Consider the following 12,924-nt stretch of genomic DNA (forward strand, 5'->3'; position numbering starts at 1 on the left):
GCATGTTCTTCGATACTCAAGCATGCGCGACCTGCTGGTTAGCAAAGGATGTGCCAAACCGCTCATATCGCACAAGTAAATGAATTAATTATGTTTTACACAAGCATGCACACCTGACGGAAGGACCATCACCAGAGCCCATGACATGACGTGTCATGACATGGGCTCTGGTGATGCTTTGCCAGATTCACAGGGTCATTTGCAGCCGCTGGCCTGGGCCCTGACAATTCGTTCGCGACGTTTACACCTTCCCCCCACTCTTCAATGCCCATCTGCCTACCCAGCGAGATCTTCAAGGCCTACGACATCCGTGGCATCGTGGGAAAGACCCTCACCGCCGAAGGCATGGAGCGCATCGGCCGCGCCCTGGGCAGCGAAGCCCTGGCCCGCCGCCAGACGGCCATCGTGCTGGGGAGGGACGGGCGCCTGTCCGGGCCGGAACTGGCCGCGGCCCTTGCCCGGGGCCTGCAAGCCAGCGGCCTGGATGTCATCGACCTGGGCCGGGTCGCCACCCCCATGGCGTACTTCGCGGCCCACCATCTGGGCACGGGCTGCGCGGCCATGGTGACCGGATCCCACAACCCGCCGGACTACAACGGCCTGAAGATGGTGCTGGCGGGGGAAACCCTGGCGGGAGAAGCCATCCAGTCATTGCGGTCCTGCGTCGAGGCCGGAAACTTCGCCAGCGGCCAGGGCAGCTACAGGCAACATGACATCAGGGCCGACTACGTGGCACGAATCGCCGGGGATGTGAAACTGGCGCGCCCCATGAAAATCGTCGTCGATGCCGGCAACGGCGTGGCCGGCGCCTTCGCCCCGGCCCTCTACCGGGCCCTGGGGTGCCAGGTGGAAGAACTGTTCTGCGAAGTGGACGGTCGCTTCCCGCATCACCACCCTGACCCTTCGGTGCCGGAAAACCTGGCTCCCCTCAAGGCCCGGCTTAAATCTGGCGATGCCGAACTGGGCCTGGCCTTCGACGGCGACGGGGACCGCCTGGGCGTTGTCACCACGGACGGGACCATCATCTACCCGGACCGCCAGCTGATGCTCTTCGCCGCCGACGTGCTGGACCGAAACCCCGGCGCCCAGGTCATCTTCGACGTTAAATCCACACGCCACCTCTACAAGTGGGTCCGGGACCATGGCGGCCAGCCCCTGCTTTGGAAGACCGGCCATTCCGTACTCAAGGCCAAGATGCGGGAAACCGGGGCCCTGCTGGCGGGAGAACTGAGCGGCCACATTTTCTTCAAGGAGCGCTGGTACGGGTTCGACGACGGTCTCTATGCCGGGGCCCGGCTGCTGGAAATCCTCTCCCGACATCCGGATGCCGGAGCCCTGCTGCAGGCCCTGCCCAATGCCGTGAACACGCCGGAACTGCAGATCAGGCTGGGCGAGGGGGAAGCCCAGGATCTCATAGGCAGGTTGCGGGACTCGGCCCGGTTCGACGACGCCCGGGAAATCATCACCCTGGACGGCCTGCGGGTGGAATACGCCGACGGCTTCGGCCTCCTGCGGGCCTCCAACACCACGCCCTCACTGGTGTTGCGCTTCGAAGCGGACGATGCCCCCGCCCTGGCTCGCATCCAGGACGATTTCCGCCGCATCCTGAACAAGGCCCTGCCCGGAACGGTGCTGCCCTTCTAGTCAGCGCGGTATCATTCTTGCCTTTAGCAGAACGCCCTGAACCATGGACAAGCCCCTCGTCGGACTCATCATGGGCAGCGTCAGCGACTGGGAAACCATGCGCCACGCCGCCGACCTCCTCACCAAGCTGGGCATCCCCTTCGAGAAGCGGGTGGTTTCGGCCCACCGCACCCCGGACCTGCTGTATGAATACGCGGAATCCGCCGCCGGCCGGGGCCTGAAGTGCATCATCGCCGGGGCCGGGGGCGCCGCCCACCTGCCGGGCATGACAGCCGCGAAGACCCACCTGCCGGTGCTGGGCGTGCCCGTTCAGTCCCGCACCCTGAAGGGCATGGATTCCCTGCTTTCCATCGTGCAGATGCCCAAGGGTATCCCCACCGCCACCTTTGCCATCGGCGAGGCGGGGGCCGCCAACGCAGCCCTGTTCGCCGCCGCCCTGCTGGCCAACGAGATTCCCGAGGTCCGGGCCCGGCTCATCGAGTTCCGCAAGACCCAGACCGAGGCCGTGCTGGGCATGGAATTGCCCGACGAATGACCGACGCCTGGACCCCCCTCCTGCCAGGCGCCACCCTGGGCGTCGTTGGCGGCGGCCAGCTGGGCCGCATGTTCACCCTGGCCGCCCGGGTCATGGGCTACAAGGTGGTGGTGCTGGACCCGGACCCCGATTCCCCCGCCGGCCAGGTGGCCGACACCCACCTTAAGGCCGACTACACCGATGCCGTGGCCCTGCTGCGCATGGGCAGCCTGTGCGACGCGGTGACCACGGAATTCGAGAACGTGCCGGCCCAGAGCATGGAAATGCTGGCCAAGCATTGCCCCGTGGCCCCCTCCGCCAGCGCCCTGGCCGTGGCCCAGGACCGCCTGGCGGAAAAAACCCGGGCCCGGGAATTCGGCTGCGTCACCGCCCCCTTCGCCAACATCGAGTCCGAAGCGGACCTGGACAATGCCTGGGAAAAGGTGGGCGCCCCCGCCCTGCTCAAAACCCGCCGCCTGGGTTATGACGGCAAGGGCCAGGCCCGGGTCAACAGCCGGGAGGAACTGACGGACGCCTTCCGCCATCTGGGCCGGGTGCCCTGCCTGCTGGAAGGTTTCCTGCCCCTGGAGCGGGAGGTTTCGGTGGTCTTGGCCCGCAATGCCAAGGACGAGGTCGCCTTCTTTCCCGTAGCGGAAAACCAGCACCGCCAGGGCATCCTGGACATCAGCATCGTACCTGCCCGGGTGCCGGAATCCCTGGCGGACGAGGCCCGGGACATGGCCGCCCATCTGGCCCGGGGCCTGGATTACGTGGGCGTCATGGCGGTGGAGTTCTTCGTCCTCCAGGACGGCCGCATCGTCTTCAACGAGATGGCGCCCCGCCCCCACAACAGCGGTCACTACACCCTGGACGCCTGTGCCACGGACCAGTTCCAGCAACAGGTGCGGGCCCTGTGCGACCTGCCCCTGGGGGACCCCCGCCTGCTCTCGCCGGTGGTCATGGTCAACCTGCTGGGGGACGTCTGGTCTCCCGATCCGTCCTGGAACGAGCTTCTGAAGCATCCTGGCCTGCAACTGCACCTCTACGGCAAGGCCGAGGCCCGGCCGGGCCGCAAGATGGGCCACTATAACTGCCTGGCCCCCACGGTGGAGGAGGCCCTGGAACTGGCCATGAAGACCCGCGCCACCCTGGGCATAGGCTGAAGGGCCTTCAGGAAGCCAGCTTCATCTCAATCGGCAGGCCTTTCTCGTCCTCGGTGCGGATGCGCAGGGGCAGCCATTCCCTGGAAGGGGCGAGCCACACATCCAGGTTCTCGTCCTCGGAACGGCTGCCCCGCACGTGCAGGGTGTCCACGCCTCGCTTGCCCACCTGCAGGCGCTCCCACCCCGTCACCTTGAACCGGTAATGCTTCAGATAGCGGCCGTTGGTCACCGGCATCTGCCAGGCGCCGGCGTCTTCCGCCACGGTCAGGGCCAGGTGAAAAGGGAAGCTCAGCAGGTCCTGGGTTCCCTTGGCCAAGGCCTCCGTGCCCCGGGACATGACGAGTCGCCGATTGTCCCAATCGAAACGCGCCGTGCCCTTGGGTTTCTCCCTCTTGGTCTGGGCGTACAGCTCGGGTATCAGGCCCTGGCTGCCGATGCGACCTTCGCTGGTCTGGACGATGCGACCGCTCATGAACAAGCTGGCCACGCCCTGGGCCTCCGCCACGCTTTCAAGCCGGTAGCGTTCGCCACTCACCCTCCATGTGTACACGGCCTGCCCCAGCTTCAAGCCGTCCTTCCCGGCCAGCACGTCGTAGACCAGGCGGGACTGGGCGGGCAAGGAGCGCAAGGGGGCCATGGCCTGGGAACGGGAGCCCGTGTCGGCCCACGCTTCGATGCCAGTCACTGACCCAGGCATGGCCAGGGCCACAAGGCCTGCCAGGATCAAACCCAACCGGATGTTCATGCCAAGTCCCAAGGTCATATCTGTGCTTGAGTAACGGATAAAACCGTGCCTCGGATGACCAGGGCACCGGAATCAGTCGTGGGGGGAGACCAGGGCCGCTTCAGCCATGTCCGGAAGCCCTTGCACCGCCACGGTGCCATCGCTCCGCAGGTCCACGCGCCCGGACGCGATCCAGGCCACGGCCAGGGGAAAGATGCGGTGCTCCTGCCTGAGCACCCGGGCCGCCAGGGTCTCGGGGGTGTCGTCCGCCAGCACCGGCACGGCAGCCTGGACGATGATGGGGCCCACGTCCACCTCGGGGGTGACGTAATGCACGGTGCAGCCGTGCAGCTTCACGCCCTCCTTAAGGGCCCGCTCATGGGTATGCAGGCCGGGGAAGGCCGGCAGCAGGGCCGGGTGGATGTTGATCATGCGGCCCTGATAGCGGCGCACGAAGTCGTCGGTGAGCACCCGCATGAAGCCCGCCAGGATCACCAGGTCGGGTCCATGGCGGTCGATTTCCAGGGCCAGGGCCGCATCGAAGCTGGGCCGGTCCGGGAAGGCCTTGTGGTCCACCACCGCCGTGGCCACGCCACGTTCCGCGGCAAAGGCCAGGCCCGTGGCATCCGGCCGGTTGCTGATGACGCAGGCGAACTCAACGGGCAGGTTCGCCTCCAGCAGGGCCTGCATGTTGCTGCCCCGGCCGGAGATGAGGATGACGACACGCATGAACTATTAAGCGTCAAACGATGATGGTCTGTTCCTGGCCGGCCTGGCGGGCCTTGATCTCGCCCAGGCGGTACACCGTCTCGCCCTGGCTTTTGAGGAAGTCCATGGCGGCAGCCGCGTCGGCAGCGGCGACCACCACCACCATGCCGATGCCGCAGTTGAAGGTGCGGTGCATCTCCGGCAGAGCCACGTTGCCCCCCTGCCGCAGCCACTGGAACACCGCCGGCCAGGTCCAGGCCTGGGCGTCGATGACGGCGGTGCAGTCGTCGGGCAGCACCCGGGGCACATTGCCGGTGATGCCGCCGCCGGTGATGTGGGCCATGCCCTTCACCGTGATCTCCTGCATCAGGGCCAGCAGGGGCTTGACGTAGATGCGGGTTGGCTCCAACAGGACTTCACCCAGGGGACGGCCGTGGAAGTCGCTGGCCAGGTCGGCCCCCGTCACCTCGACGATCTTGCGCACCAGGGAGTAGCCGTTGGAATGGGGGCCACTGGAACCCAGACCCAGCAGTGTGTCGCCGGGACGGATGTCACGCCCCGAGATAAGGCGGGATTTCTCCGCCACGCCAACGGCAAAGCCCGCCAGGTCATATTCCCCCGCCGGGTACATGCCGGGCATTTCCGCCGTCTCGCCGCCGATGAGGGCGCAGCCGGACAGCTCGCAGCCCCGGGCGATGCCCGCCACCACCGCTTCCCCCACGTCCACGTCCAGGTGGCCGCAGGCGAAGTAGTCCAGGAAGAACAGGGGTTCGGCCCCCTGCACCAGGATGTCGTTGACGCTCATGGCCACCAGGTCCTGGCCGATGGTGTCGTGCTTGTTCATCTGGAAGGCCAGCTTCAGCTTGGTGCCCACCCCATCGGTGCCGGAAATCAGCACCGGCTCCTTGTAGTGCTTGGGCAGTTCCATCAGGGCGCCGAAGCCGCCGATGCCCCCCAGCACCTCGGGCCGCAGGGTGCGCCTGGCGTGGGGCTTGATGCGCTCCACCAGGGAATCCCCGGCGTCGATGTCCACGCCGGCGTCACGATAGGAAAGGGAAGTGGCGGAGGTGGGGGAAGTAGGCGTGGTCACGATGAATCCGGAGGGAAAAGGCGAAGAAAAGAGGGTGCTATTCTAGCCGACATGAACGCCCAGCCTCCCTTCCAGTCCCTCCCCACCCGAACAGCCCTCACCCTGGCCGTAGCCCTGGCGGGGGGCTGGCTGCTCTACCTTCTGTCGCCCATCCTCGCTCCTTTCCTGCTGGCCGCCGCCATCGCCTACCTGTGCGACCCCCTGGTGGACCGGCTGGAGGCGCGCAAGATCGGCCGCACCTGGGGCACGGTACTGGTGCTCGCGGGCCTGGCGCTGGTGTTCGTGCTCATGGCCCTGATCCTCACCCCCCTGTTCCAGGCCCAGGCCCGGCTCTTCATGCAGCAGATTCCCGGCCTGGTGGAGTGGGCGGGCAACACCTTCCTGCCCTGGCTGTCCGCCACCTTCGGTGTGGACCTGGTGAGGGACCAGGAAGAAATCCTGGCCTGGCTGCGGGGCCACGTGTCGGAACTGAGCCGCCTCACCCCCTATCTGCCCAAACTTGCAGACAGCGGCCTGGCCCTGGTGGGCTTCCTGGCCAACCTGCTGCTGGTGCCCGTGGTGCTGTTCTACCTGCTGCGGGACTGGGACCGCACCATGGCCCACCTGGCGGACTGGCTGCCTGACCGTCTGCGCCCAAGAGTGGTGGGCCTGGCCAGTGAATTCGACGCCGTGCTGTCCCAGTTCGTGCGGGGCCAGGTCATGGTGATCCTGGTCATGGCCCTGTTCTACAGCCTGGCCCTCTGGATCGCCGGCCTGGACTACGCCCTGGCCGTGGGTTTGGTAACCGGCATCCTGGTTTTCGTGCCCTACCTGGGGGTGGTGGTGGGCGTGTTGCTGGGCACCCTGGCCGCCTGGGCCCAGTTCGGCACCCTCGCCGACCTGTTGCCCGTGTGGGGCGTATTCGCCGTGGGCCAGTTGCTGGAAGGCATGGTCATCACCCCCTGGCTGGTGGGCGAGAAGGTGGGGCTCCATCCCGTGGCCGTCATCTTCGCCCTCATGGCCTTCGGCCAGTTGCTGGGCTTCGTGGGGGTGCTCATCGCCATCCCGGCGGCGGCGATCTTCCTGGTGGGCCTGCGGCACCTCAAGAAGCAACTGGATTGACGGCAAGGGCCACAACAGCCTGGAAATCATGTTGTCCCGGTTCACGCGGGTTGCGGCAGCTTTCCAGCCACCAGGAAGGCCTCCAGGGGGAAATCGTGCACGTCCTTGCCATGTGCCGCGCGAAACTTGACGTGCGCACCATCCACCTCCCCCAACCAGGCCTCCTGGGAGACCGGCTTGGGGTTGGCCAAGGCCTCGGGCGTGTATAGCGCCACGTTGATGCCATGCGCGGGGTCTCGAGCCGAGATGCACTCAAAGGCCTGTACGCGCATTTCCCGCATCTTATGGCCCAGGGCCTTGCTCTCGCGGTAGTCTGCGGGGTCAGTCAACGTGGCTTGGAACGCCTTAAATGGCGCATCCTGCAGCCGCAGCCCATACACGGTCAGGTACTCCGCGCCAAACAGGGTATGTTGGGTATCCAGTTTGGCGGGTGGCGGGGTTTTCATGCCATGCCAGAACACGAAGCGGTAAAAAGCGGCCTCCCAGAGTACGGTGGTGGTCGTGAGTGAGCCATAGAACAAGCCGGGTTCTGCCCGTGTACCGTAGCGGGACCCCCATTGCAGCGGGGGATAGCGAAAAGGCGTGGCCAGCAGGTAATGGAGCCCTTCTGTGCCATGCGGTAACGGGGGTTTGGTCTGCTCCAGCAGTTCTTCCAAGACTGACTGGCGCCCCAGGGAACTGACGAGCTGGTTGGTTGCAACTTGCTCCTGACTCTCCACCAACCGCAGCAGCGTACCCGCGAGGAGGCCTGGCGCGGCCTGCGCCAGGCAAGCACCCCAATCCACCACCTACAGCTTGCCCCGAATACCGTCGAGGTATTCCAGCACCCTGACAAGACCTTGCACGCTCTTGACCTGCTCAGCGGGCACACCGCCAGTATGCAGGTTTTCAGTGTGCATCCAGTGCCGCATCTGGTCCTGGGCGCCGCCCACCAAGACGAACAAGGCGCGATAGCACCGAATAAACAGCAACGCGAGTTCGCCGTCCTTACTCGTGGGGTCGATACGTCCACGGCCTACAGCAGTACGGTCCTTGCCAATAATGGCGCCAAGGTCCGCCTGGGTCAGGCCAAGCAGCTTGCCCGCATTTGCGAAGGCCTCAGCCAAAACACTGGCCTTATCTGGTGTCGCTGCAACAGCCAGGTTCATCTCACCCCTCCAATATGTGCATATTGCACAATATAAGAAAATAATGCGCACATTGCACGCAATATTTGCTTATAAAATTAGCATTAATAATCCGGCCCGAATAAGTCTTTACGCCACATAGCTCACCTTCGGATCTTGGAAGAACGCCATGACGCGCTCGGGTGACTGTTCGCTTTCCATCATGCGCAGAACGACGAGTGGGCGCGACTGCGCCGCTACATGACCATGAAAACCCTCGACGACCTGGGCGAGAACCACAACGTCAGCTTGCCTGCGGTCACTCGCTGATCGGTTCCCCAAAACCGCCGGCGTCGATGACATCAAGATCGCTTCTTACGCCACACCGAAGGACACGATCACTGGCTTCAGCTAGCGAATTCAGCGGACCTCGTGCATTGGCTCGCTGCCAGCTCACTTGTTGGCACCAAGCCTGCTGCGCGCCCAGATCAAGGGTTTCGGCCCAATTGTTGGAGTTTTCCTGTACTCCCGTTCACCGGAAGAAGCCGCTTCAGAAAGTCAGTGCTTTCCAGCGGCCGGCTGAACCAATAGCCCTGTGCCTCCTCACACCCGATCTCTTTTAGAAACGCCAGCTGCGCCTGGTTCTCAACTCCTTCGGCGATGATGGCCAGATCCAGGCTGTGGCCCAGTTCCACGATGGCACGAACCAGCATGGCGCTGGCCGGATCGTTTTCCAGGGCGCGCACGAAGGACTGGTCCACCTTGAGCTTGTCGATGGGCAAACGGCGCAAGTAGGCCAGGGATGAGTAACCCGTGCCGAAGTCGTCCACCGAGATACGTATCCCCAGGGCCTTCAATGCCCGCAGGGTGCGAATCGACCGCTCCACGTCTTCCATGGCCAGGCTTTCCGTGACTTCCAGTTCCAGGGTCTGGGGTGGCAGGCCCGTGGCATTCAGGGTGGCCGCGATCTCCTCGGCCAGTTGCTCGCTTTCGAACTGCCGCGCCGACAGGTTGACCGCCATGGTCAGGGGCGGGAACCCATCGTCGATCCATCGGCGCGCCTGGGCGCAGGCGGTTTGCAGCACCCAGGCGCCGATGGGGACGATCAGGCCGGTTTCCTCGGCCAGGGGGATGAAACTGGCTGGAGAAATCAGGCCGCGGGTCGGATGGCGCCAGCGCAACAGGGCTTCCGCGCCGATGATGCGTCCGCTCGCAACCTCCACCTGGGGTTGGTACACCAGGAACCATTCCTGGCGCGACAGGGCATGGCGCAGGTGGTTCTCCAGTTCCAGACGATCCCTGGCCTGGATGGACAGTTCCCGGTCGTAGGCGCGGTAGCCGCCATGGCCCCGGGCCTGTTGCAGTGCCCGGTCGGCATGGCTGATCAGGTTGACGGCATCACCGTCATCCGCGGGAAACAGGCTGGCACCGATGCTCACGCCCAGGTGGAAAGACTGGCCATTCACATGCACGGGCGCCTCGAAGGCGCTGGCGATTTTTAGCGCGATGTTTCCAGGTGCCTCGTCCGTCTTCAGACAGGGCAGGAGGAGGCCGAATACCGCGCCCTCGAAACGGTACAAGCAGGCCTGGGGGCAGAGCAATGCGGTGTCCTCCAAGGACTGGGTCATCCGGCGGGAAACGGCAATGAGCAGCTGGTCCGCCACCCGGTGCCCGACCCCGTCGACAATGCGCCGGAGCCGGTCGATGCTGAGCAGGGCCACCGCCCCGGTGCCGCCCTCGGCCACGGCGGTGGTGATGTCTTCCAGGAAACGCCGCCGGTTGGGCAGATTGGTCAAGGGGTCGTGGTGGGCCAGCCAGGCCAGGTGCCGCTTGGCTTCCTCACGTGCGGTCACATCCGTCAGATAGACGTGGAAACGACTGAAGTCCGTGAGGTAATGCACGCCCGCCTCGAACTCGCGCCCCAACGCTCCGTAGGCCCAGTGTCCGGTTTCCGCGCCCAAGTCCAGCAATTCGGTCAATCTTGAGTGGATGTTGGCGGGGAGCAGGGCGGCGGGGCCGGCATCACTGTCCAGAGTGGCCAGCGTCGCCCGGGCGCCGGGGTTGGCGTAAAGGATCTCGCCCTGCAAGCCCAGTTCGAAGACCGGATGGGTGTTGCGCTCGGGGAACATGGCCAGGCGTTGGCGCTCCCTTGTGCCCGCAAGATGTCGGTTGAGAAAATAGCCCGCCGTCAGGGCCAGCAGGAACACGCCGATGCCATAGAACAGGGCGGAACGGTTGATGGCGGCCACGCTCACCCGCGCCGTGGCCGCACGGTGCTCCACGCGTGTATGGACATCTTCCGCCAGGTTGTCCAGATGGATGTTGATTTCCAGGGCATGGCGGCTGATTTCTTCCAACAGCGCCCGGGCCTGGTCCCAGTCCACGGGTTTCGTGCCCAGGGTGATATCCAGTTCCGACGCCAGTTGGCCGATCCGGGCATCGTGGGCGTCAATGGAGGCCAGTCGGGGGTGTTGGGGAAAATCCCGGCGCACCTTTGCGCCATGGTCGGCGATGGCTTGCCGATTGGCCTGCCAGCGCAAGCGGAAGCGGGCCGAATCGGCAGTGGCGTAATACTCATACAGGATGGGTTCCTGGGCCACCACGCTGGCGCGCAGGGCGGAGAGGCTACCCAGCACGGGCAGGCCTTCCTCCACCAGGGGCACGGTGGCAGAGTAGAGATCGCGGCTGTCCTGGTAGATCCGCCAGGTGAACCCGGCCCCCAGGGCCAGGACCAGGGCATAGAGGGCGAGGATGCGCCACTTCAGGCCCCGCTCCATGATGCCCACCTTAGCCTTTCATGCGGCCGGCAATCCAGTGGTCCAGGGACAGCTTTCCGGCACCATTGAGCAGCAGGGGCACGAACATCACCAGGTAAATCAGCGGCAGCTTGAAGCCGTTGTCGCAGACGTTGTAGCCATTGCCGGCATGCACGCTGGCCCAGGCCACCACCGTGAGCACAATCAGCGACACGCTGGCGAAGCGGGTGCCCAGGCCCAGCACCAGCAACACGGGGACGATCAGTTCGCTCCAGGTGGCGATCTGCCAGCTGATTTCAGGGGGCACCAGGTTGAAGGGGAAGGGAAACTGCCCCTGGATGTCGGCGAACCAGTTTTCGCCCTTGAACTTCTCCACGCCGGATTCCCAGAACTCGTAGGCCAGCAGCAGGCGCAAGCCCAGGGGGGCGAGCCACGCGCCGGCGCGGTTGAGCAGGTTGAGGGCGTCACGGGTCATGCAGGTCAGGCAGGCGTTCATGGTTCTCTCCAGGTGCCCAGCAGCGCGCCCCGGGCATAAAGGTCGTTGAGCAGTTCTCCACCCGCGTGCAGGTAAAGCTCGAATTGGTCGGGCGCGTTTTCCCCGGCCAGATGGGCCAAGGCCTCGCGCCCGGTGGGCTGTTGGCCGCGCAACAGGTCCATGAGGTGAGCCGCCAGGGGATTGAGCTGAATGAAGCGCACTTCATCCCCGGAATCACGGAACAGCAGGTAGCAATGGGGGGCTTCATCCGGCACGGCGGGCTTGTAACGCGGACCGATGCGGTGCACCGGGTAGTGGTAGCAGGCCAGCCGCGCCGTGGGGTTTACCACCGGACGCCCGGCCAGCAGATCGCCCTTGGCGTCCACCCGCTCGGGAGCGGTCAGGCCGATCTCGTCGGGCGCCGTCTCCACCGCCAGTTCCAGCCATTCGTAATGCATGAACTCATGCAGGAAGGGCAGGTTCGGGAACAGTTCAGCGGCGCGGGGTTTGATCCACTCCAGAAAGGCCTTGGGGATATCCCGGAACAAGGGCGAGTGGCAGCGGTGTTCCTTGAAGAAGTGGCGCACGGTGCGTTTCCAGGCTTGCGCGCCAAGTATCTTCCGGGTGACCGGATAGCAGGCCAGCAGGAAGCCTTCCAGGTTGTTGAACAGCAGTTCCTCATACACCCGCATGCGCCTGGCCGGAGCACCGGGTGGCCGGGGAGCGCCCCTGGGGTCGCGGATGCGGGCGGCGAAGGTCGCCTGGTAGGTGGTGAAGGAAAGGGGCTCAGGCGACATGGCGCAAATACCGTGACTGAATCTGCATCGCGCGAATGCGTTCCACCTCGGGCATCAGTTCGTCCAGGGGCGGAATGTTGAAGTCCCGCTCCAGCAGGGTGGGCGGGTTGCCGACCACCCGGAAGGCATGGGCCAGCAGATCCCACACCGGCTCGATCACGTCCGCTCCGTGGGTGTCGATGATGAGGTCTTCCGCCTCCCGCCAATGGCCGGCCATGTGCATGTACACCACACGTTCCGTGGGCATCGCATCGATGAAGGCGCGGGGGTCGAAGCCGAAGTTCAAGCTGTTCACATAGACGTTGTTCACGTCCAGGTGCAGGCCGCAATCCGCCTCCTCCAACACCGCGCGGATGAACGCGATCTCGCTCATCTCGGCCATGGCGGGGGCCACATAGTAGGAGGCGTTTTCGATGGCAATGGGCCGCTCCAAAATTTCCTGGGTGCGGCGGATGCGATTTGCCACATGCCGCACTGCATCAGCCGTGAAAGGAATGGGCAGCAGGTCGTAGAGGTGGCCGTCGTCGCCGCACCAGGACAGGTGCTCGGTGAAGAGGTCAATACGGTATTCGTCCAGGAAGCGCTTCACGCGTTTCAGGAAGATCTCGTCCAGGGGAGCAGGGCCGCCCAGGTTGAGGGAGAGCCCGTGGGCGACGATGGGCCGACGCTCGGCAATAAAACGCAGGGCCTTGCGGCGGGAGCCGCCCATGTCCAAGCAGTTTTCCGGGGCGAGTTCCAAGAAATCGATGGCATCCGGAATCCCGGCCATGAGGTCGGGCAAGTGCTCCCGCCTCAGGCCGAGGCCCGCGCCATGCAGTGGATAGCCATGCATGTCGGGTGCTCCGA

At 65.0% G+C, this 12,924-nt stretch carries 13 protein-coding genes; 4 read left to right on the top strand and 9 right to left on the bottom strand.

Annotation, left to right across the window (positions count from 1 at the left end; genetic code table 11):
* Positions 1-264 precede the first annotated feature (264 nt).
* From H6935_08635 to H6935_08645, 3 genes are all read left to right on the top strand, one after another.
* On the top strand, positions 265-1,644 hold the full coding sequence (locus H6935_08635; GenBank protein ID MCP5278416.1) for a phosphomannomutase/phosphoglucomutase: 1,380 nt from the start codon (positions 265-267) through the stop codon (positions 1,642-1,644).
* 70 nt (positions 1,645-1,714) lie between these two features.
* The gene (gene purE / locus H6935_08640) at positions 1,715-2,179 is read left to right on the top strand and encodes a 5-(carboxyamino)imidazole ribonucleotide mutase (protein ID MCP5278417.1); all 465 of its coding nucleotides are present in this window, start codon (positions 1,715-1,717) and stop codon (positions 2,177-2,179) included.
* Positions 2,176-3,321 (top strand): 5-(carboxyamino)imidazole ribonucleotide synthase, encoded by a 1,146-nt coding sequence (locus H6935_08645; GenBank protein ID MCP5278418.1) that lies wholly within the window; start codon positions 2,176-2,178, stop codon positions 3,319-3,321. The genes purE and H6935_08645 overlap by 4 nt, the downstream gene beginning before the upstream one ends.
* Before the next feature lie 7 nt (positions 3,322-3,328).
* Here the strand turns inward: H6935_08645 and H6935_08650 are convergent, their stop codons facing one another.
* The 3 genes from H6935_08650 to purM form a co-directional block, all read right to left on the bottom strand.
* Entirely contained in the window at positions 3,329-4,066 is a 738-nt protein-coding gene (locus H6935_08650; protein ID MCP5278419.1) for a DUF3108 domain-containing protein, read from the bottom strand.
* 72 nt (positions 4,067-4,138) lie between these two features.
* Positions 4,139-4,774 (bottom strand): phosphoribosylglycinamide formyltransferase, encoded by a 636-nt coding sequence (locus H6935_08655; protein ID MCP5278420.1) that lies wholly within the window; start codon positions 4,772-4,774, stop codon positions 4,139-4,141.
* A gap of 13 nt (positions 4,775-4,787) precedes the next feature.
* Complete coding sequence (gene purM, locus H6935_08660) at positions 4,788-5,843, bottom strand: phosphoribosylformylglycinamidine cyclo-ligase (GenBank protein ID MCP5278421.1); 1,056 nt, start codon at positions 5,841-5,843, stop codon at positions 4,788-4,790.
* A gap of 51 nt (positions 5,844-5,894) precedes the next feature.
* On the opposite strand from purM, the gene H6935_08665 reads away from it, so the two are divergent.
* Entirely contained in the window at positions 5,895-6,944 is a 1,050-nt protein-coding gene (locus H6935_08665) for an AI-2E family transporter (protein MCP5278422.1), read from the top strand.
* Positions 6,945-6,985: 41 nt separating this feature from the next.
* Here H6935_08665 and H6935_08670 read toward each other — a convergent pair whose 3' ends face one another.
* From H6935_08670 to H6935_08695, 6 genes are all read right to left on the bottom strand, one after another.
* On the bottom strand, positions 6,986-7,732 hold the full coding sequence (locus H6935_08670; protein MCP5278423.1) for an RES family NAD+ phosphorylase: 747 nt from the start codon (positions 7,730-7,732) through the stop codon (positions 6,986-6,988).
* Positions 7,733-8,092, bottom strand: a complete 360-nt coding sequence (locus H6935_08675) for a DUF2384 domain-containing protein (protein MCP5278424.1) — start codon at positions 8,090-8,092, stop codon at positions 7,733-7,735. It lies immediately after the preceding gene.
* Positions 8,093-8,538: 446 nt separating this feature from the next.
* On the bottom strand, positions 8,539-10,827 hold the full coding sequence (locus H6935_08680) for a bifunctional diguanylate cyclase/phosphodiesterase (protein MCP5278425.1): 2,289 nt from the start codon (positions 10,825-10,827) through the stop codon (positions 8,539-8,541).
* Between the two features lie 10 nt (positions 10,828-10,837).
* Positions 10,838-11,290, bottom strand: a complete 453-nt coding sequence (locus H6935_08685) for a DoxX family protein (protein ID MCP5278426.1) — start codon at positions 11,288-11,290, stop codon at positions 10,838-10,840.
* An 8-nt stretch (positions 11,291-11,298) separates the two neighbouring features.
* The gene (locus tag H6935_08690; protein ID MCP5278427.1) at positions 11,299-12,078 is read right to left on the bottom strand and encodes a putative DNA-binding domain-containing protein; all 780 of its coding nucleotides are present in this window, start codon (positions 12,076-12,078) and stop codon (positions 11,299-11,301) included.
* On the bottom strand, positions 12,068-12,910 hold the full coding sequence (locus tag H6935_08695) for a DUF692 domain-containing protein (GenBank protein ID MCP5278428.1): 843 nt from the start codon (positions 12,908-12,910) through the stop codon (positions 12,068-12,070). The genes H6935_08690 and H6935_08695 overlap by 11 nt, the downstream gene beginning before the upstream one ends.
* Positions 12,911-12,924: the final 14 nt, after the last annotated feature.

Source organism: Thiobacillus sp. (assembly GCA_024235835.1).
Lineage (GTDB): Bacteria > Pseudomonadota > Gammaproteobacteria > Burkholderiales > Thiobacillaceae > PFJX01.

Coding starts and splice junctions, on each gene's coding strand:
- H6935_08695 (MCP5278428.1), bottom strand. CDS start 12,910: ATGCATGGCTATCCACTGCATGGCGCGGGCCTCGGCCTGAGGCGGGAG.
- H6935_08665 (MCP5278422.1), top strand. CDS start 5,895: ATGAACGCCCAGCCTCCCTTCCAGTCCCTCCCCACCCGAACAGCCCTC.
- H6935_08645 (MCP5278418.1), top strand. CDS start 2,176: ATGACCGACGCCTGGACCCCCCTCCTGCCAGGCGCCACCCTGGGCGTC.
- H6935_08675 (MCP5278424.1), bottom strand. CDS start 8,092: ATGAACCTGGCTGTTGCAGCGACACCAGATAAGGCCAGTGTTTTGGCT.
- H6935_08655 (MCP5278420.1), bottom strand. CDS start 4,774: ATGCGTGTCGTCATCCTCATCTCCGGCCGGGGCAGCAACATGCAGGCC.
- purE (MCP5278417.1), top strand. CDS start 1,715: ATGGGCAGCGTCAGCGACTGGGAAACCATGCGCCACGCCGCCGACCTC.
- H6935_08690 (MCP5278427.1), bottom strand. CDS start 12,078: ATGTCGCCTGAGCCCCTTTCCTTCACCACCTACCAGGCGACCTTCGCC.
- H6935_08635 (MCP5278416.1), top strand. CDS start 265: ATGCCCATCTGCCTACCCAGCGAGATCTTCAAGGCCTACGACATCCGT.
- H6935_08680 (MCP5278425.1), bottom strand. CDS start 10,827: ATGGAGCGGGGCCTGAAGTGGCGCATCCTCGCCCTCTATGCCCTGGTC.
- H6935_08650 (MCP5278419.1), bottom strand. CDS start 4,066: ATGAACATCCGGTTGGGTTTGATCCTGGCAGGCCTTGTGGCCCTGGCC.